Here is a 20,807-nt window from a genome sequence, read left to right as displayed (position 1 = left end):
GCATAAACTACGAACTATGTTGCATACTTCGCATACACCAGGAAGAACGGTGCTGATGGACAACCGGGAGTGTCTCTTTTTTTCAGGATTCTCCTACCTGGGGCTACATCAGCACCCTGCCTTTAAAGCCTATATGGCCGAAGGGATAGAAAAATATGGTACCCTGTTTCCTTCCTCAAGAGTGAGTAACTTACGTTTAAGCCTGTACGAAGAAATCGAACATGCACTGGCTACGCAGCTGCAACAGCAGTCTGCTGTTGTTTTCAGCTCCGGCTACCTCTCCGGACAAGCCGCCATTCATTATGCCACCACCTGCGGGGAACTATTATACGCGCCGGGCACCCATCCTGCATTATGGCATCATACCCCTGCCCTGCCGGCGGCCTCGCGGACAGCATGGGAGCAGGAAACCATTACCCGTGTTAATGATCACCCGGATAATACTTACGTCATTGTAAGCGATACCATGAACCCGATCACGGCCACGGTGTATAATTTCGACTGGCTGACGCAACTGAAACATAAAGTACTGGTGTTACTGGACGATTCGCATGGGATAGGAATACTGGGGCCACAGGGAAAAGGAAGTATTCACCAGCAGCCACACGGAGCAAATATAAGGTACCTTGTAACAGCCTCCCTTGCAAAGGCCTATAGCGTGGAAGGTGGCGTGGTAGCAGGTACTGCCGCTGATGTTGCCGCCATGAAACGTACGCCGTATTTTACCGGAAGTACCCCCATGATGCCCGCCAGCGCCCATGCATGGCTCCAGGCGGCCGCATTGATCAGCGAACAGCAACATCTGCTCAAAAAAAATACAGAGACCGCAACACACTACCTGAAAGATATACCGCATACGCATCATCCCGAACTAGCCATCTTTATCTTCCCGCAATATGATAACAGGCAGTCACTGGCAACTTATCTTGCAGACAAAGACCTGATCATTTCCAGTTTTCCCTATCCGCTGCCACATCATGCACCTGTACACCGCGCCATTATCTCAGCCTTGCACCAGCAACAGGATATTGCGACATTATACCAATTCCTGCACACCTACTATCAATAACGTTATTTCTTCAGCCCCTGGTGGTATAAACCCCAGTTCTTTAATTCGTTTATCATAGGTTTGATAGACTCCCCTATCGTTGTCAGCTTGTACTCCACTGTTGGCGGTACCGTCGGGTAAATTTTCCGCTCTACCAGTCCATCTTCTTCCAGACTCCTCAACTGGGTAGTAAGCATTTTTGGCGTTATCCCTCCCAACATTCTTTCCAGTTCCTTGAACCTTAAAACACCGTTGGATGTCAGGGCATGAATGATGGGCATCTTCCATTTTCCACCTAAAAGGTCAACAGCATACTCCACCGGGCAAATTATTTCATTTTTTTTCATAGCTGAAAGTTAATCTCCTAAAAAAGCTATACAAAAGTATACTAATATACTTTGTATATACTACTTTCAAAAGTATACTTTTGGATTTACATTTGTATTGTAATTACAAAAAAGCATAAAAAATACTTTTGATCCTTAAAATATTCATACGATGAATTCCCAGACTACCCAAACAATATTAACCCACGAAGTACTTACACAAGTAAATAACGAAAGAGCCTTTTTTGAAACATTCGGCCAGAAATACCCTGCGGATCCGACAGTAACCGTTACTGAAACCAGTATTGCAGGCGTGAAGAGCTACTGGTTCAAACCCGCAGTGGCTAAGGAGAATAACATAATTATCTTTTTACACGGTGGCGGCTATACGATAGGAGGAATAAAGTCCCACAAACCAATGGTAAGTCATTTTACTGCGGCGCTGCGGACAAACGTGCTGTTTGTTGAATATTCCCTGGCACCGGAATATCCGTTCCCGACTGCTAACAATGAAATACTGGCTGTTTATAAAGAACTGTTGCAACGCTACCCTGGTCATCACTTCAGCTTTATTGGCGACAGTGCCGGCGGCGGACTGGCAGTAGCTGCCACCCATGCTATTGCGGCAGAAAAATTACAAAGTCCGGCAGCAGTGGTGCTTATTTCTCCATGGCTGAACCTGAAAGCCAATAATGCATCTTACCAGACAAGACAAGCATTAGACCCTATCTTCACGCGTGAAATAATAGCAGGTTATGCCCGTCTTTATGCAGCAGGAGCGGTTAGTCTGGCAGATCCCGACGAGCTGGAATTCGGTCAGTTCCCACCAGTTTCCATACTGGCAGGCACCAACGAAATATTATTCGACGATGCTAAAAACTTCTACGAAAAAATCAAAGAGGTGCAGCCAAAAGCACAATTCAAGGAATACAAAAATCAGTTGCATGTATGGCCGCTGGCTGATATTAATAGCGACGCATCTAAAGAAGCACTCCGTGATATAGTAGCGTTTATGCAGGACTAACGGGATAGCATAGATGAAGTTGACTGCTGTTACGTTCAACAATTTCATTAATTTTGAGCGTGCTTCGTAGCAATGCATGTATCACAGCATGCCACCCCGAGCCGCTCATGCCATTTTTATCAATCAGAAACATTATCAACATCATCTATGCAAAATTCAGACAACTCCTTAAAGCGTAAGTACAATTTTCTATTCTACTATACCATTATCAGCTCCTCTCTTTTCCTGGTGTTTATTCTTTCTTCCTTTATCGGGAAAGATAAAAATTTAACTGCCGACGAGATTACCGTAAAAAGAATCACGGTAGTTGGCGAAGATAACCTGCCAAGAGTGGTGATCAGCAATGAAACAAGGCAGCATTCCGGCAGAATGGATGGCAAGGATTATCCTAAAAGAGAAAGACCTGCCGGTATGATTTTCTTCAATAACCAGGGAGATGAATGTGGTGGACTCGTATATGCCGTAACTAAAGAGAAAAACAGCACCAACTCCGGCATGTCCTTTACGATGGATAATTACCGCGACGACCAGGTGATACAGATCCTGAACGACGAAACCTACGAAAACGGTAAAGCTAAAATCCAACGCGGTATCACCATCAATGAGTATCCGCTGGGCACCAATATCGAAGATAGAAATGCCAAATTCAAAGCCCTCGAAAGTATTGCTGATCCTAAAGAAAGAGATGCAAAAATGGAAGAGGTTTTCGAGAAGGAAGGCCCGAAAAGAAGACTATTTATCGGCAGAGGCAGAAATAATGATAATGGTTTATTCCTCTACGATGCCAAAGGAAAACCGAAAATGAAACTCTATGTGGATAAAAACGGTAATCCTAAAATTGAAGTAATAGATTCTACCGGACAAACTAAAAATATTATCCAGTAGCTTCATAAAGATATCATAATCAATAAGGCTGAATAAAGAAGTTCTTTTCTTTATTCAGCCTTATTTTTATTACGACACATATATTTTCGTATATCCGTTACCGATATATAAACATGTTACAACATTCTTATTAAAATTATTTTTTTACCACAGCGTTTATTTTAATTTTTTTACTAATTTCGATACCCGCTGCATGGCAGCAAACTGTCTGATGTACTAACCCTGCCAGCAATGCCAGGCCCTTAACCCGTTTTAGCCCTTTATTCAACCATAGAATATCTTAAACATCAATCATCATTATGCAAACCTCAGACAGTTCAATGAAACGCAGGTACACCTTCGTATTTTACTATGCCATCATCAGTACATCCGTATTTTTATTGTTTATCCTTTCTTCTTTTATATCGAAAGATAAAACCTTAACTGCGGATGAGATTACCGTAAAAAGAATCACCGTTGTCGGGGAAGACGGCACCAGTCCCAGAGTAGTTATCAGCAACGAAACGAGGCAGCATTCCGGACAACAGGAAGGCATTAAATGGGACCACAGAGACAGACCCGCAGGCATGATCTTCTTTAATAACCAGGGAGATGAATGCGGCGGACTTATTTTTGGTGTCAACAAGGAAAAAAACAACATCAACCATGCAGTATCCTTAACCATGGATAATCACCTCAATGATCAGGTGATTCAGCTTATCAATAATGAAAACTATGACAATGGCAAAAGCAACATTTTCCGGGGTTTGGTGATCAATGAATATCCTGAAAATGCGGTTACTGTCAGCACACTTATCTCAAAGGTAAAAGCATTGGACAGCATTAAAGATGCAGCTGAAAAAGCAGCAAAACAGCAGGCCTTATTCGAAAAGGAAGGCGCTAAACCAAGATTGTTCATCGGCAGAAAAACCAATGAAGACAACGGTTTGTTTCTCTATGACTCTAAAGGAAATCCTAAAATGAAACTCTATGTTGACAAAGCCGGCAATCCTAAAATTGAAGTAATCACCGCTGACGGACAAACTAAAAACATACTCCAGTAATCCACCTTTCATATTATGCAAAACACAGATAATTCATTAAAACGTAAATACAGCTTCTTATTCTATTATACCATTATCAGCTCCACTCTTTTTCTGGCATTCATCCTCTCCTCTTTTATAGCGAAAGAAAATAAAATAACTGCGGATGAGATTACCGTAAAAAGAGTAACGGTAGTTGGGGAAGATAATCTTCCCAGAGTAGTTATCAGCAACGAAACGAGGCAGCACCCGGGAAGAGCTGACGGGAAAGAACTACCCAAAAGAAGCAGAAACGCCGGTATTATTTTCTTTAATAATACCGGCGAAGAATGTGGCGGAATCAGCTTTGGTGCAAAAAATAAAAATAATGTCATCGACCATAGCGTGTCTATGATGATGGATAACTACCGCAACGACCAGGTGATCGTACTTGAGAATGAAGAACACTACGAAAATGGAAACGCAGCCATCAACAGAGGCCTGGTGATCAATGAATACCCTGCCGGCGCGGCTCCCCTGATGGAACTCGTAGACAAGTTACATGCACTGGATAGTATCAAAGATGCTGCAGCAAAAGAAACAGCATTTAATACCCTCCTGGAAAAAGATGGCCCTAAACGCAGACTGTTTATCGGAAGAAGCCAGGACAACGACAACGGCCTGTTCCTCTATGATTCAAAAGGAAAGCCTAAACTGCTGCTATATGTTGACAAAGCTGGTAATCCGAAAATTGAAGTAATAGATTCTACAGGACATACAAAAAATATTCTCCAGTAACCCAACTTTAATATTATGCAAAACACAGATAATTCATTAAAACGTAAATACAACTTCTTATTCTATTATACCATTATCAGTTCCTCGCTCTTTTTTGTATTCATCCTCTCCTCTTTTATCGCTAAAGAGAATAAAATTACTGCGGATGAAATCACGGTAAAAAGAGTAACAGTAGTAGGGGAAGACGGCACCAGCCCCAGAGTAGTTATCAGCAACGAAACAAGACAGCACTCCGGCAGAATGGATGGCAAAGATGTAGAACCAAGAAAAAGAGACGCTGGTATTATCTTCTTCAACAACGAAGGAGATGAAGTCGGAGGCCTCAGTTTTGGGGTAGAAAAAGATAAAAATACGACCGACCACGCCGTATATATGACCATGGACAATCATAAGAACGACCAGGTCATATTTTTGCGCAATATCGAAAATTATGAAAACGGCAAAGCCACTATCGACAGAGGATTAGAGATCAGGGAATATCCTGCTGATGCCGCCCCCCTCATGAAGTTTATAGAAAAAATAAAGCAGCTGGATAGCATTAAAGATCCCAAAGCGCGGGAAGCCGGATATGCCGAATACCTGGAAAAAAACGGTGCCAGGGAAAGGCTCTTTATTGGAAGAGACGCTAATAATGACAACGGATTATTCCTCTACGATGCAAAAGGAAACCCGAAAATGAAATTATATGTAGATAATAACGGTAACCCGAAAATTGTAGTCATAGACTCCACCGGGAAAGCCAAAAATATTATCCAGTAAGCAATAATTACTGCCAGTTTGGAAGGATGTATCAAAAGGGAATAACTTTTGATACATCCTTTTGCGTTATTTTCATCTGACGTAAAAATTAATCCGTTTAATAACCATATGAAAAAAATAGTCCTGTTCCTTCTCTGCCTTGCCGGCCTGCAAACTCAGGCCCAGCAGTCTTCCCTGTTGTGGAAGGTAACCGGCAACGGCATTACTAAACCATCCTGGCTGTATGGCACCTTTCACCTGATTTGCCCGGAAGACCTCCATATTTCTGATGCGGCAAAGACTGCGATAAAAAGTGCTGACACATTGTACCTGGAAATTAATATGGAAGACCAGCAGGACCTTACTGCGGCACAGCAGATGATGATGCCCAGTCCGGGTTTTCAGCTGAAAAATGTGATGTCGGCAGATGATTATGCTTTCCTGGTACACTATATCCAGGATAGTATGCATATGTCGGAGGCCGTGATTGCGCACCTGAAACCTTCCGTACTAATGATGCTGCTTGCCATGAAAGATATTAAATGTCAGGCCAGCAGCGTGGAAGAAGCGCTGACAACCATCGCCAAAGAGACTTCCAGGCCGCAGAAAGGTTTGGAAACTGCCGTTTATCAGCTGCAGCTGCTGAACCAGATCCCCGACAGTGTGATCATTGCCTCCATCATCGACGACCTGAAACACGACCAGGATAGTAAAGAGAAAATGGATAAGATGACCAAAGCATATGTCCGTGGCGATCTTAATGAGTTATATGATGTTTCTAAAACCGAGGAGTCCTTTAAGCAAATAGAAGAAAAGTTGCTGAAGCAGCGAAACCTTAATTGGATACCGCAGATAAGCAATGCAGTAAAGCATTCCAGCCTTTTCATCGCGGTAGGCGCCGGCCACCTGCCTGGCCCTGACGGCGTGATCAACCTGTTACGCAAACAGGGATATAAAGTGGAGCCAGTAATGTAAAATATATTATAACAAAAAAGCTTTCCGTTACCGGAAAGCTTTTTTGTTAATTTTTATAGATCGCTACTTCAATTTTTCCATCTGCCGTGACCGTACCTCTGTACATCCCGGCCGTATTGAAAGGCATCGCGATATTTCCTTCTTTGTCGATGGCTATCAATCCGCCATCACCGCCGAGTTGAGGCACCTGTTTCATGATCATTTCCGCAGATGCTGCTTCCACAGACATGCCTTTATACTCCATCAGGTCGCTTACCGTTTTCGCTACCACCAGGCGGATGAAGAATTCTCCCCAGCCGGTGCAGCTGATGGCACAGGTAGCGTTATTGGCGTAGGTGCCCGCGCCGATGATAGGGCTATCACCGATACGGCCAAACTTTTTGTTGGTCATACCACCGGTAGAAGTAGCGGCAGCGAGGTTCCCCGCCTTATCTACGGCTACGGCTCCTACCGTACCGAATTTATGGTCTTTATTTTCTATTCCTAATTTTGTCGCCGGCTTGTGCACAGCAGAATCATGGTCCAGCTGCATTTGTGTAGAATCCGCCGCTTTTACTTTCTGTAAAGATTTCCAGCGGTCTTCTGTATAGAAATAGGAAGGATCTACGATTTCGCAGCCTGCCTGTTTGGCAAATTTCTCAGCCCCCGGTCCTACCATCATCACATGTTGGGATTTATCCATCACGGCTCTGGCAGCGGTGATCGGGTTACGAATGGTGGTTACACCTGCAACGGCGCCGGCTTGCAACGTCTTTCCATTCATGATGGCAGCGTCCATTTCGTTGCGGCCTTCGTTGGTAAATACCGCGCCTTTACCAGCATTGAAAAGTGGATTATCTTCCATCACCTCTACGGCTGCCTCTACTGCATCTACGCTGGTACCGCCTTTACTCAGTACTGCATACCCTGCCTGGAGGGCCTTTGTCAGGCCAGCCTTGTAGGCCGCTTCCTTTTCAGGTGTCATCGATGATTTAAGAATGGTACCAGCTCCGCCATGGATCACCATAACGTAGCGTACTTTTTGTGCAACAGAATCTTTCTCATAAACAGCTGCCTTGGAGGTAGCAGCACTGCCCAGCGCCAGAAAGGCTACAGGTAACAGCAAACGCTTAAACATATTTCCCATGATTTGCAGTAAATGTAGTGAAATCCGCGGGCTACTTTGGCATATTTGAATGAAAATGCAGGTTGTGAATGACGTCCTGATACAAACAAGGCCACACCGTCAGCAACGAAGGGATGCTGTCTCTCATAGAAACCGGCGTTTCCAGCGAACATTCCTGCCTGTTAACAAAGCCAAATATTACCGAATCATTGCGTACAGCAACTTGAAGGTTGCCCCCCGGGTTATCGTAAAATCCCAAAGGCTTTTTACCGGCATAAATCCATATGCGTGTATACTTATCCGTAGAGGCTATATCTCCCATTGTAGCCCCAATTTCTATAATATCCAGCATTGCCCATGGCTGCTTTGATGCAACGCTGCCCAGGTACTCAGCGGAGAAGCCAACAGTATCATTACCTAATCTTCCACCAACATAATAGCTGGTGTCCTTTTTGCGTGCTGACAATACCTGCTCCAGGGAGCGGTGGAATATACTATCGGAAAAATCAATGTAATGTTCAATTATGCCGCCTGCGGACGATAAAGCCCTGGCCTTCTTTTCCCTTGTGGGTTGGGCACAGGCAGATAAAAACAGTAAGAATAACAGGACGCGGAAATACATAGTACATGCTAACTTATATGAATATACGAAAATTTAAAGCCTACGCAAAAATCCTCTACATATATTATAAATAAAAAAATACACTGTAATACGACGTAATGCAGATCGTACCCGAAGCGAAGGATATCAACTCCTCGGTGCATATCGATAAACTCAGCAACATCCACTTCCAGGGAATTAAATCCGGGGGCTACCTATCCTGAAAAGTATAGGATTCGATGTAAGCCCCAAATTTTTCATCCCAGAATGGTAGCGTTATTTGAGAGGGAAAACTGTCTCTAAAATTAATGGCAGTTGTCCCATAAGGTGCCGAGCAACTATCTGAAGTGAATAATACAGCATCTTTTTTTATTTGAAAATGCAGGAAATCCATGTGGTTATATAACCCAACCGCTTTTCCTTTATGAAAAAAGTATAACATATTACTTGCATGCGGGCATCCCACCCATGCAAATACAGCGAATACATGCAGAATATCAACAGGTTCCTTGTATCCTTTTGTCTGAATACACCCCAGATAACGCGTTCGATAGGATATAGTATCCAACTTATACCTTCCTGCAACATAATAGCTGGTGTCCTTTTTGCGTTCTTTCAAAGCAGGTTTTACTGTCAGGTCAAACATACTATCGGCATAATGCTCACCGGCAAGATATTCCGTATCATCTGCCACTTGAACAGGCGCTGCCGAATCACTTACCGGCATATCGGATGATAATAATGGCTTTGCAACTTTCTTTGGAGCGGGAGTACAGCTGAAGATAAGCAGTAACAGGGATATAAGTAATCGGAGCTTCATGGTATATGCTAACTTGTATGAATATACGAAAATACAAACCTCCGCAAAAATCATCTACATATATTATAAATAAAAAAATATACTGTAATACACTGGTATTGGCAGATTCTTACATTCTTTTTGTCGGTGGCTGCATTGCCACTAACAACTATTAATTATTTTTGCCGGATAAACTTAACCGCCTGAAAAAAATACGGAAAATATTATCAGTTATTCTGTTCTGTTTGTTGGGCCTCATCATACTGATCGGGATACTGGTAAACATCCCGGCAGTACAGAATTTCCTGGTAGGGCAAGTAACAAGTCGGCTGTCGGAGCAACTACACACCAAGGTGGAAGTCCGTCATGTGAACATCCGGCTGTTCAACAGCCTTGACCTGGAAGGTGCATTCATAGAGGACCACAACAAAGACACCCTGCTGTATGCCGGCAGGTTGCAGCTCCGTATTACAGACTGGTTCTTCTTTCAGGACAAGCCAGTGATCAAATTCATCGGCCTCGACAGCGCACAGGTCAACCTCCTGCGGCCTCGCAACGACTCCGTCTGGAATTATGAATTTATTGCAGATGCCTTCGGCGGCGGTAAATCCACCTCCTCCGGCCATAGCGGCAACATCTCCCTGGACCTTAAAAAACTCGACCTCCGCGATATCCGTATCAACCAGGTAGATAAATGGGTAGGAGAAGATATGTACGGACATGCCAAACGCATCTACATAGACGCTAAAAACCTGGACCTCCAAAAACATAATATCGATATCCAGGAAGTTTCCCTGGACCAGCCCAATTTTATCCTCACCAGCTATTCCTCCTCTCCCTTGCGCCATCGCAGGCCCAGAGTGAATACGCCTGTTGAATACGACTCCACCAAACTTCGCTGGAACGACGCCAACTGGAAACTGATCGTAAAAGAAATATCTATTAAAAACGGTCTGTTCGGGGTAGACTATCCCGAAGATTCTGCTAAAGTAGAACCCGGCTACTTCGCACCACAGCATATACGCTTCGAACAGATAAATCTCGCCCTTACCAATACCAGCCTGGTCAAAGACAGTATTATCGGCGACCTTACCTTCTCTACCCGCGAGCGTAGCGGCTTTGAAGTGAAAAAGCTGAAAAGCAGATTTAAAATGTCGCCGGTAGAAATGGAGTTTTCCCACCTCGACCTGGAAACCAATAAAAGCCATATCGGCGATTATTATACCATGGAGTACGCTGATTTCGACGATATGAGCGATTATATCGATCTCGTTACCATGCGGGCCAACTTCAAAGACTGTGTCGTGTCTTCCGATGATATCGCCTACTTCGCTCCTTACCTCTCTACCTGGAAAAAAGAAATTAAGATCAGCGGCCATGCCCGCGGACCGGTAAGTAACCTGAAAGCACGTGATATCGACCTGCAGGCAGGCAATACCACCCGCCTGAAAGGATCGCTGGAAATGCGCGGCCTGCCGGATATCTACGAAACATACATCGACTTCCATGCCGACGAACTCGTGACCACAGGCAACGATGTCATGCAGATCGTACCCGAAGCGAAGGATATCAACTCCTCCGTGCATATCGATAAACTCAGCAACATCCGCTTCCAGGGAAGTTATACCGGCTTCATCAACGACTTTGTAGCCTATGGTAAATTCCAGACCAACCTGGGCACCGTCAATTCGGATATCAACTTCAAAACCAATAAAGACGTACCTGTTTACTCCGGTAGCGTCAATACCAATGCCTTTAACCTGGGTACGCTCCTCGGTGTCAGCGACCTCGAAGAAATTACTGCCAACGCCAAGGTAAATGGCGCCGGATTCAACTTCAAAACACTGAAAGCCTCTCTGGACGCAGATATACAAAGTATCTCCCTCTACGGATATACGTACGAGAATATCAAGACCAAAGGCGATATGAGCAGGAAGTTCTTCAACGGCTCCCTCACCGTAAAAGATCCCAACCTGGATATGGACTTTGCCGGCACCATCGATTTCAATGCCGCCCTGCCCATCTTCAATTTCAATTCAGAAATCCGCAAAAGTGACCTGAAAGCCCTGCATATCGTCAGCGACAGCATCACCCTGCAGGCTAAAATGGACCTCAACTTCGCCGGTAGCAACATCGATAACTTCGAAGGTAGCGCCAGAATGCACGAAGTATCTATATATAAAGATGGTAACCGGCTGGAGTTCGACTCCCTCGCACTAACCACCGACATGCAGGGAGACCAGAAAACCCTCAACGTGGCAGGTAGCGAAATTCAAGGCTTTGTAAAAGGTAAATACAGCTTCCTCGAACTGCCGGACGCCTTTCAGGCATTGCTTTACCGCTACTACCCCAGCTATTTCAAAGAACCTAACAGCAGCAATATTCATGAAGACTTCAACTTCGAATTCAGGTTCGGAAATGTTGCCAAACTCATAAAAGGATTTACTAATAAAGTGGCCGGCTTCGATCAGAGTGTCGTTTCCGGAAACCTGAACACCACCACCGGCGACCTGGGACTCAATATCATGGTGCCGGAAGCCTCCTTCCTGAACTACCACCTGGTAGACTGGCAGATCAAGGGAGACGGGAATGCCCGCAAAGTAAACCTGAGCAGCAGTGTAGGGAAATTCATGAACGGCACCAATACCATTCTTGAAAACCCACTCATCCTCGCCAGCTCCTCCAATGATACCTCTTATATAAAGATGGACATGCAGGCACAGGACACCAGTGCACTGGATGGCTTCTATGCCCGTGTGATCACCGTTCAGGAAGGTATTAAGGTAAATTTCCTCAATAGCGCCTTTACCGTAAACGAAAGACAATGGAATGTAACACCAGGCAATGAAATCTACTGGAGCAAGCACTTCCTCACGGTAAAGAACCTACGCGTAACCCGCAACGATCAAAGTATTACCGTTGAAACCAACGAATTCAATCCGGATGAGTCCAGGTTTATCATCACCCTTAAAAACCTGAACCTGGCAGATGTAATACCAGCACAGCTGGTAGCCACCCGTATTGAAGGCGTTACCGACGGCACTATTAATATCTCCGATCCTACCCAGAACCTGGATATCGACGCCGCATTGCGTACCCGCGATCTGCGTATTGACAATGATTCCATCGGATTCTTAACAGTAGATGGCAGCTATCAGCAACAAACCGGTGCAGTCAACTTCTCCGTAAAATCCAATAACGAAGGCCGCAACTTCCTGGCAGAAGGCCGTGTAGGCCTGACCCATAACGACAAAAACCTGGATGCCAACCTTCGGTTCGGAGGCACTGACGTCAGCCTGCTCAACAAATACCTGGTAGGTTATGTGTCGGACCTGAAAGGGTCTGTTACCGGTAACCTCGCCGTGAGCGGCACCACCGACCTCCCAAGTGTAAAAGGCCAGCTGGCATTGGATTCTGTAGGCATCACCGTGGATTACCTGGGCACCCGTTACAAAATACCTAAGCTGAAAGTCAATGTAGACGATAACCTGATCGAATTCGGGCAGTTTACCGTTATCGATAAATATGGTACCAAAGGCGTAGCCAACGGCTATATCAGCCATGACCATTTTGATAAACTCAACTTCGACTTTGACGTAACAGGCCGGAAATTCGTTTTCCTCAATACCAATGCAAATGATAATGACCTGTTTTATGGAGACGTAATTGCAGATGGTAAAGTGTATTTTTCAGGCCCCCTGAACGATTTACAGCTGCACGTACTGGCACGCCCGGTAAGTGGTACGCATTTCTATCTCCCCATCTCCGACAGTAAAGATATCGGCAAGTACGACTACATTACGTTCAAGTCGTATGGTACTGAGATTAAAGAGAATAAACGCAAGAAAGACAATACCAAGCTGACTGTTAAACTGGATATTGCCGCCAATCCGGATGCGCAGATCGATGTTATCCTCGATGCCACTACCGGTGATGTCATTTCCGCAAATGGTACGGGTAACCTGCAGATCATCGCCAATACCGACGGCGATTTCACCATGTTCGGTAACTATGAGATCAGCAACGGTTCCTATAACTTTACCTTCCAGCGCGTAACTTCCTGGAAATTCGATATTGAAAAGAACAGCAGCATCAGCTGGAATGGTAATCCCAGCGATGCCAAAATGAGTATCACGGCCAAATACTCCCTGCCTAAGGTGAGTTTATATAACCTCGTAGGCCAGGCCGCTACGCTGGCTGCGAATGACAAGCTGGCTACCCGCTCCGAAAAAGTGGATGTGCTCATCAACCTGCGTGGTGCACTGATGAAACCGGATATCACCTATTCCATCGAGCTGCCGGACGTAGGTACGATGTCGTACGAAAGTGGTGTGGCCGCCAAGCTGAAAGAAATTAACAACGATCAGAATAAGGCGCTGTTGCAGATTTACGGTCTGCTGATCGCCAATCAGTTCCTCCCCGATGATGCCGGCGGTGGTGCCAACGTGGGTATCACTGGTAAAAACAGTGTGGGGCAGGCATTATCAGCGCAGGCATCTGCCATCCTTAACAATATTACCGGCGCCCTGCTCAAAGGCAGTGGCATAGGTATTAACGTGAACTACCGCGCCTACAACGTAGGCGGCTTGCCGGATAACTCTTCGGTAGACCGTAACCAGGTGAGTGCCGGTGTTACCAGTACCTTATTTAATAACCGTTTCCGGCTATATGCCGGTGGCGACTATGACTGGGGCAAAACAGCGACCTCTGCCAGCACAAACCGCTTTGCGGGCGACTTCCGCATTGAGTACCTGCTCACCCCTGATGGCAGGTTCCGTATCAATGCCTTCAGTAAATCAGATTATGACGTATATAACCTGAACAACCGTACGAAATCGGGCCTGGGCATCAGCTACATCCGTGAATACGACCGTTTCCTGGAGTTATTTAATCATAATCGCCGGAATCAGCGGGATTCTATCAGGAAACAGGAGATAGAAAAGGACAGCACCGTACATCCTGTCGGGACAGCTGAGCCAGACAGCAGCAAGCATGTAAAGGAGACCGCACAGCAGGAAAATCTGCATAAGAATAAATAGGATCAGCCTTCGGCAGATGATATAAGCGGATAAAAAAAAGCAGACCATATATTATGGTCTGCTTTTTTTATATATGGATAAAGCGGTAATTAGCCTTTCAGGATTTCGTGTCCCAGTTTATCTCTTTTTGTTTTGAGATAATTTTCGTTGTGTGGGTTGGGATGGATTTCGATAGGAACATTTTCTACGATTTCCAGTCCATATCCCAGCAGGCCTGCGCGTTTGCGTGGGTTGTTGGTGATCAGACGCAGCTTGCAGATATTCAGGTGACGGAGGATTTGTGCGCCTACGCCATAATCACGTTCATCCATTTTAAAGCCCAGTTCGAGGTTGGCCTCAACGGTGTCGCGGCCTTCTTCCTGGAGTTTGTAGGCACGGAGTTTATTCATCAGTCCGATACCACGACCTTCCTGGTTCATATAAAGGATAAGTCCTTTACCTTCTTTTTCGACCATCTGCATGGCAGCGTGGAGCTGTTCGCCACAGTCGCAGCGCAGTGAATGGAGAATATCGCCGGTAACGCAGGAGGAGTGAACACGTACTAAAACGGGCTCATCTTTTTCCCAGGTACCTTTTTTCAGGGCCATGTGGATTTCTCCGGTATTTACCTGTTTGAAGGCGATGAGTTCGAAGTTACCGTATTTGGTAGGCATCTGAACGCTTACCCCCTCTTCGATCAGGGTTTCCTGATTGAGGAGGTAAGAGATCATGTCTTTTATACTGATGAGTTTCAGGTCGAATTTGGTAGCGATCTCGCGGAGTTCCGGGAGACGTGCCATGGTACCGTCTTCATTCATAATTTCGACGAGTACGCCGGCAGGTTCGAAACCGGCCAGTCGGGCCAGGTCGATGGTAGCTTCTGTGTGGCCTGAGCGGCGTAAAACGCCACCGCTTTTGGCTTTCAGCGGGAATATATGGCCAGGTTTGCCGAGGTCTTCCGGTTTTGTCGCCGGGTCGATCAATGCCTGGATGGTTTTTGCTCTGTCGTGTGCGGAGATACCGGTTGTACAACCGTGACCCAGGAGGTCAATGGAAACGGTGAAAGGGGTTTGATGTAGTGCGGTATTATCTTTTACCATGAGGTCCAGTCCGAGTTCTTCACAGCGTTCTTCCACAAGGGGAGCGCAGATGAGGCCACGGCCATGCATACTCATAAAGTTGATGATTTCAGGCGTTACGTTTCGGGCGGCAGTGATGAAGTCTCCCTCATTTTCGCGGTCCTCATCGTCCACAACAATAACCAGTTTACCGTTTTTTATATCTTCTATTGCAGCTTCAATTGTATCTAACATAAAATATCCTTCTTCGATCAAGTAATAAAGAATGCCGCAAAGTTACGACTATTCAGCGAGGAAAACCCAGGCAATACGCTTTGGTTTCTGTCTAAAAAAACAGCTGCTTTTATGAATATTATGCAGGAATATTTTAAAACATATTTTTCAATTTGCAAATGAGGTCAGCTATAACAAAGTGAACTTATTGAAAGTTCAATAAAAAAGATTGTCTTATGCATAATCAAATTTATCAATTTGACGACTGCTAAATTTTAGCAGGAAAATTATACAAACCTATTGCAGGAATTTACTTTTATAAAATGCTTTCAATTTTTTGTTGGACCTGTGAGTTATCAACAATGGGCTTAACAATTAGTTAATATTGAGTTAAAGTTTAACGGTGAGAATGTCGCATCTTTGCGCCATGAATCAAATTTCCGAACTTATGGGATTTAGAAAATTACTTTTAACATTTTCTTTATTACTAATTACGCTCTTTACTTTCGCCCAGGTGACCACAAGTAGCCTGTCCGGTGTTATCACCGACGCTAAAGGTCAGCCATTGATCGGCGCCACTGTTAAAGCGACCCACACACCTACTGGTACTATCTACGGTACCACTACAAGATCAGGAGGAGAGTACACTATCCCTAACATGCGTGTTGGCGGACCTTACAAAGTGGAAGTATCCTTCATCAGCTATGCAACCGAATCTTTTAACGACCTGTACCTGAGTCTGGGTACGCCACTCCGTTTGAATGCCAAATTGAACGAGGGCTCTACCAGCCTGAAAGAGGTAAGCATCACTGCCAGCAAAGCAGTTGCTACCGGTAACGGTGGTACCGCCATGAACGTTAACCGTTCTACACTGGATGTGTTACCTACTGTAAACAGAAGTGTACAGGATTTCGCTCGTCTGAGCACCCAGGCTTCCGTATCTACCAACGGTAAAGACGGTTCACCAATGGGTATCTCTTTCGGCGGTCAGAGTAACAAATACAACCAATTCGCAGTAGATGGTGCGGTTGCCAACGATGTATTCGGTTTGTCTGCTTCTGGTACCAATGGTGGCCAGGCAGGTGCAAACCCTATCTCTATGGAAACGATCGATCAGCTGCAGATTGTACTGAACCCATATGACGTTAAACAAAGCGGCTTCACCGGTGGTGGTATGAACGCGATCACTAAAAGTGGTACCAACGATTTCCACGGTGCTGCTTATATGTTCCTTCAGAACCAGTCAATGGTGGGTAAAGCTCCGGATACCACCAAATCCAAATATGGTGATTTCTCCAGCAAAACTTACGGTGCTTCCTTCGGCGGTGCGATCATCAAGAACAAACTGTTCTTCTACGCCAATGCTGAAAGAAGTGAAAGAAACAACATGGCTGATTTCAACCCGGCTACTGGTGCTTCTAACGTAACAGTTGCTGAACTGCAGAAGATTTACGACTTCGTAAAAACTACCTACCAAACTGATCTCGGATCATTCACTGACCAGGAACGTAAGAAAACTTCTACTTCCCTGTTTGGTCGTATCGACTGGAACATCAACAGCGTTCACAAGCTGACCGTACGTCACAACTATGTGGATGCAAGCGATATCAACCTCACCAGAAGTGTTTCCAGCGCTAACTTCATGAACAATAACTACGCGTTTCCTTCTAAAACAAACTCCAGTGTTATTGAGCTGAACTCCAGCTTCTCCAATAAACTGAGTAATACTTTCCGCGTAGGTTACAATAATATCAAAGATAGAAGATCTTACCTCGGTAGTCCGTTCCCGAACGTTACCATCAATGATAACGGTCGTACCATCAACCTGGGTTCTGAATTCTCTTCTACTGCCAACGCACTGGACCAGTCTATCTGGACTATCACCGATAACGTGACCATGTACCATGGTAAACATACCATCACTGTTGGTGCAAACGCAGAATTCTACAAAATCAAAAATACCTTTATCCAGGGTGCTTTTGGTGCTTACACCTACGATTCTATCAACGGTTTCCTGAATGGTCTGAAACCAAGACAATACCAGATCAACTATACCACTGCTGACTCTACCCTCAGAGACGGTATCGGCTTCAAAGCTGCACAGATCGGTTTCTATGCACAGGACGAATGGAATGTAAGAAAGAATTTCACCCTGACTTATGGTCTGAGAGTGGATATTCCTGTATTCCCAACCACACCTCCTGATAACGTAGCATTCTCTAAAGATCCAACTATCGTAGGTTACTCTACCACTACCATTCCTAAATCAACTCCTCTCTTCTCACCAAGAGTTGGATTTAACTGGGATGTTACTAATGATGGTAAAACTACTATCCGTGGTGGTGCTGGTATCTTCACCGGTCGTGTACCATTTGTGTGGATCTCCAACCAATACGCTAACTCCGGTAACGTATACACTAACATCTCTCTGAGCGGTAACGCACTGCCTAATAACTTTGCTTTCCGTTTCAATCCTAATGATCCATTCTACGGTCAGTATTCTTACCAGAACCTGAAAGACGCGGGTGCAACTTTGACCAGCCGTCCTTCTAACATCAACCTGACTGATAAATCATTCAAATTCCCTCAGCTGTTCAAAACCAACCTCGCTGTTGAAAGAAAACTGCCTTGGGGTATGACTGCTTCAGTAGAAGGTAATTTCAGCAAAACTATCAACAACGCCATCTGGCAGAACCTGAACGTTGTTCCTTCTGTTACCAACGGTGTACCTGATAGCGTATCACTGGGTGGTGGCTTAATGCGTCCTAAATGGAAACAGGCTACAACTGCCTGGGGCCAACAGGTATTGCTGATGAAAAATACCAGCGAAGGTTATGCATATAACATCTCTGCTGAAATCAGCAAAGTTACCAGAAACGGCTTCTTCTTTAAAGCTGGTTACTCTTACGGTGACTCTTACGGTATCAATGATGGTACTTCTTCTACCGCAGGTTCCAACTGGCGCTTCAGCCCTAACGTTAATGGTCTGAATAACCTGGAACTGGCACGTTCTAACTACAGCATGGGTAGCCGCGTACTGGGTGTGGTTTCTAAAGCATTCAAATACGGCGATCCTAAATACAACCTGAAAACTACAGTTACCCTGTTCTACAACGGCCAATCCGGTGTTCCTTACTCATGGGTATACTTCAACACAGTTGATCCAACCGGTGACGACTTACAGGCAAGTGGCAACAACGATCTGATCTACATTCCTAAAGCTTCTGAAGTAGCTACCATGAAGTTTGATCCTATCTCCACAAGTACTTACAGCCGCACTGAAGCTCAACAAAGACAAGATCTGGAACGCCTGATCTCTAACGATAAATACCTGAGCAAACACAGAGGCGAAAATGCTAAGAAAAATGCTTCCCGCACTCCTTTCGAAAACATCTTCGACCTGAAAATCGCTCAACAGATCGGTTTCAAACAACACAAACTGGAAATCACTTTCGATATCCTGAACGTTGGTAACCTGCTGAACAGCGACTGGGGTAAAACTTACTTCATCGCCAACAACGCAGCTACTCCACTCACCTTCAGAAGTTACAGCAATGGAACTCCTGTATTCCAATACGACAGAAGAAGAGTTGTAAATGGTTATGGCCAGGAAACGCCATACTACATCAACAACTTCACCGCTCGTTGGAGAGGTCAGCTGGGTGTTAGATATAGCTTCTAATTTCCAATAAAGATTATAACAAAAAGGCCGTCTCTACCAATAGAGACGGCCTTTTTGTTTATCCATTACCCACACGCAGATACTTGAAAAGTTCTTCTTTCAACCATTAAAAATAATAGGGAGCCGCCCCCTGCATTTACCCCGGAAAGCAAAAAATTAATATCAATCTCCCCCGTCTTTCAGTTATTTTGATAACCTGTACTGCAATGTCAACCCACATTAACTCAAACGAACTCTATGAAACTATTTTTTGTACCGTTAACCATTAGCATTTTGTTTTTAAGTGCTTGTAAGAAGGATGTCACTGTACAACAAACTTCAACTCCACCAACGGAAAAATCAGGCATAGGCCCAAGAGCCGCTTTCTTCCACCAGGACAGAGAAGCCGACGAAATAATAGAATTGAAGTCTGCCGGCAAACCACTTTACATTGAGCGATTTGGTGATAAATATGTACTGGAAGGGGATATCGTACTTGGAAAGGAACAGTTGGAAATGCTCAGACAAGGCAGCAATGACCAAAACGCGAGAAACTATATCGCTGGATTTGCTAAAAGATGGTCAGGCATTAACCCGACAAATAAAAAATCAGTGATCCCTTACACTGTCAATGGTAATGTTACTGCCCAGGGACAATGGCAAATTACCAATGCAATTTCTGAATGGGAGTATTATACGAATATCTCATTTGTTCCAAGAACAACCCAGACAGATTATGTTGAATTTGTACTGAGCACAGTTAATGACTCTCCAATCGGAAGACAAGGAGGTAAACAAATCATCAACTTCATCCAGAGTGACTGGTATGGTTCCCTGGCACATGAAATCGGACATGCCCTGGGAATGTTCCACGAACAAAGCCGTGCAGACCGCGATAACTATATCATTATAAAGTGGGATAATATTAAGGAAGCCAAGAAACATAACTACCAAACGTATATTGCACGGGGATATAGCGGGTATGATTTAGGTACGTTTGATTTTAATTCCATTATGCTTTACGGCTCCTTTACAGATGACCTGAATTTTGTGATCAATCCTAGTTTGCCACAAATGACCAAATTAGATGGCAGCACCTTTGACGCCAATCGTTGGGGACTTTCCAGCGGTGATATTGAGACGATCGCATACATTTATGGTCCTCCATTTGCACGCATCGAAAAAATTAATATTTACGACAATGAAGATCCTTCAGGTTTAGGAGGATATAATGCCAGAGATGAATTTATCATCAAATTCTACCAGGATGCTGCAGGTACCATCCCGTATACACTCAACAGCTCTAAAAGAGTTAATATCAGCGTATACAGAACCCAATGGGTAGCAAGTATGAACCGCTACTGGGATTATACAGATCCATTACAAGTGATAATACCGGCAGGTGTGCAATCCTATTCTCTCGGAGAATATGACTCCTTTGAAAACAGCTACCTCGGCTATGTGTCAGATGGTGTTAATTACCAGATGGGAGTGAACGAAGCCTATTTCACCAGATAATTTTAACCAACATTGCGT

15 protein-coding genes are annotated in these 20,807 nt (G+C 44.6%); 10 read left to right on the top strand and 5 right to left on the bottom strand.

Translation table 11 applies throughout. The features are described 5' to 3' along the window. The first annotated feature begins 16 nt into the window (after positions 1 to 16). On the top strand, positions 17 to 1,069 hold the full coding sequence (locus F3J22_RS10890; RefSeq protein ID WP_167017008.1) for an aminotransferase class I/II-fold pyridoxal phosphate-dependent enzyme: 1,053 nt from the start codon (positions 17 to 19) through the stop codon (positions 1,067 to 1,069). A gap of 2 nt (positions 1,070 to 1,071) precedes the next feature. Here F3J22_RS10890 and F3J22_RS10885 read toward each other — a convergent pair whose 3' ends face one another. Continuing rightward, complete coding sequence (locus tag F3J22_RS10885; protein WP_167017006.1) at positions 1,072 to 1,395, bottom strand: helix-turn-helix domain-containing protein; 324 nt, start codon at positions 1,393 to 1,395, stop codon at positions 1,072 to 1,074. 151 nt (positions 1,396 to 1,546) lie between these two features. On the opposite strand from F3J22_RS10885, the gene F3J22_RS10880 reads away from it, so the two are divergent. The 6 genes from F3J22_RS10880 (at position 1,547) to F3J22_RS10855 (ending at position 6,795) form a co-directional block, all read left to right on the top strand. Then, entirely contained in the window at positions 1,547 to 2,398 is an 852-nt protein-coding gene (locus F3J22_RS10880) for an alpha/beta hydrolase fold domain-containing protein (protein ID WP_167017004.1), read from the top strand. 147 nt (positions 2,399 to 2,545) lie between these two features. Further along, on the top strand, positions 2,546 to 3,283 hold the full coding sequence (locus F3J22_RS10875; protein WP_167017002.1) for a hypothetical protein: 738 nt from the start codon (positions 2,546 to 2,548) through the stop codon (positions 3,281 to 3,283). A 320-nt stretch (positions 3,284 to 3,603) separates the two neighbouring features. Further along, positions 3,604 to 4,326 (top strand): hypothetical protein, encoded by a 723-nt coding sequence (locus tag F3J22_RS10870; protein ID WP_167017000.1) that lies wholly within the window; start codon positions 3,604 to 3,606, stop codon positions 4,324 to 4,326. A gap of 15 nt (positions 4,327 to 4,341) precedes the next feature. Then, positions 4,342 to 5,082 (top strand): hypothetical protein, encoded by a 741-nt coding sequence (locus F3J22_RS10865; protein ID WP_167016998.1) that lies wholly within the window; start codon positions 4,342 to 4,344, stop codon positions 5,080 to 5,082. A gap of 15 nt (positions 5,083 to 5,097) precedes the next feature. Further along, the gene (locus F3J22_RS10860; protein ID WP_167016996.1) at positions 5,098 to 5,841 is read left to right on the top strand and encodes a hypothetical protein; all 744 of its coding nucleotides are present in this window, start codon (positions 5,098 to 5,100) and stop codon (positions 5,839 to 5,841) included. A 108-nt stretch (positions 5,842 to 5,949) separates the two neighbouring features. After that, the gene (locus tag F3J22_RS10855; protein WP_167016994.1) at positions 5,950 to 6,795 is read left to right on the top strand and encodes a TraB/GumN family protein; all 846 of its coding nucleotides are present in this window, start codon (positions 5,950 to 5,952) and stop codon (positions 6,793 to 6,795) included. 46 nt (positions 6,796 to 6,841) lie between these two features. Here the strand turns inward: F3J22_RS10855 and F3J22_RS10850 are convergent, their stop codons facing one another. The 3 genes from F3J22_RS10850 to F3J22_RS10840 form a co-directional block, all read right to left on the bottom strand. After that, a complete protein-coding gene (locus F3J22_RS10850; protein ID WP_167016992.1) occupies positions 6,842 to 7,912 on the bottom strand; it encodes an isoaspartyl peptidase/L-asparaginase family protein in 1,071 nt (356 codons plus the stop codon). A gap of 40 nt (positions 7,913 to 7,952) precedes the next feature. Continuing rightward, positions 7,953 to 8,522 carry a hypothetical protein gene (locus tag F3J22_RS10845; protein ID WP_167016990.1) on the bottom strand — a complete coding sequence of 190 codons (570 nt, stop codon included), beginning with the start codon at positions 8,520 to 8,522 and terminating at the stop codon, positions 7,953 to 7,955. A gap of 190 nt (positions 8,523 to 8,712) precedes the next feature. Beyond that, a complete protein-coding gene (locus tag F3J22_RS10840; protein WP_167016988.1) occupies positions 8,713 to 9,321 on the bottom strand; it encodes a hypothetical protein in 609 nt (202 codons plus the stop codon). A gap of 224 nt (positions 9,322 to 9,545) precedes the next feature. Between F3J22_RS10840 and F3J22_RS10835 the strand changes: the two genes are divergently transcribed. Next, the gene (locus tag F3J22_RS10835) at positions 9,546 to 14,339 is read left to right on the top strand and encodes a translocation/assembly module TamB domain-containing protein (protein ID WP_167016986.1); all 4,794 of its coding nucleotides are present in this window, start codon (positions 9,546 to 9,548) and stop codon (positions 14,337 to 14,339) included. Between the two features lie 89 nt (positions 14,340 to 14,428). Here F3J22_RS10835 and F3J22_RS10830 read toward each other — a convergent pair whose 3' ends face one another. After that, a complete protein-coding gene (locus tag F3J22_RS10830) occupies positions 14,429 to 15,631 on the bottom strand; it encodes a bifunctional 3,4-dihydroxy-2-butanone-4-phosphate synthase/GTP cyclohydrolase II (RefSeq protein WP_167016984.1) in 1,203 nt (400 codons plus the stop codon). 427 nt (positions 15,632 to 16,058) lie between these two features. Between F3J22_RS10830 and F3J22_RS10825 the strand changes: the two genes are divergently transcribed. Together F3J22_RS10825 and F3J22_RS10820 are read left to right on the top strand one after the other, a co-directional pair. Beyond that, positions 16,059 to 19,292 carry a carboxypeptidase regulatory-like domain-containing protein gene (locus F3J22_RS10825; protein ID WP_167016982.1) on the top strand — a complete coding sequence of 1,078 codons (3,234 nt, stop codon included), beginning with the start codon at positions 16,059 to 16,061 and terminating at the stop codon, positions 19,290 to 19,292. Positions 19,293 to 19,529: 237 nt separating this feature from the next. Beyond that, the gene (locus F3J22_RS10820) at positions 19,530 to 20,789 is read left to right on the top strand and encodes a M12 family metallopeptidase (RefSeq protein WP_167016980.1); all 1,260 of its coding nucleotides are present in this window, start codon (positions 19,530 to 19,532) and stop codon (positions 20,787 to 20,789) included. The last annotated feature ends 18 nt before the right edge of the window (positions 20,790 to 20,807 follow it).

Origin of the sequence: Chitinophaga sp. Cy-1792, from assembly GCF_011752935.1 — a bacterium.
Classification (GTDB): domain Bacteria; phylum Bacteroidota; class Bacteroidia; order Chitinophagales; family Chitinophagaceae; genus Chitinophaga.
This window is presented reverse-complemented; position numbering and strand designations above follow the sequence as displayed.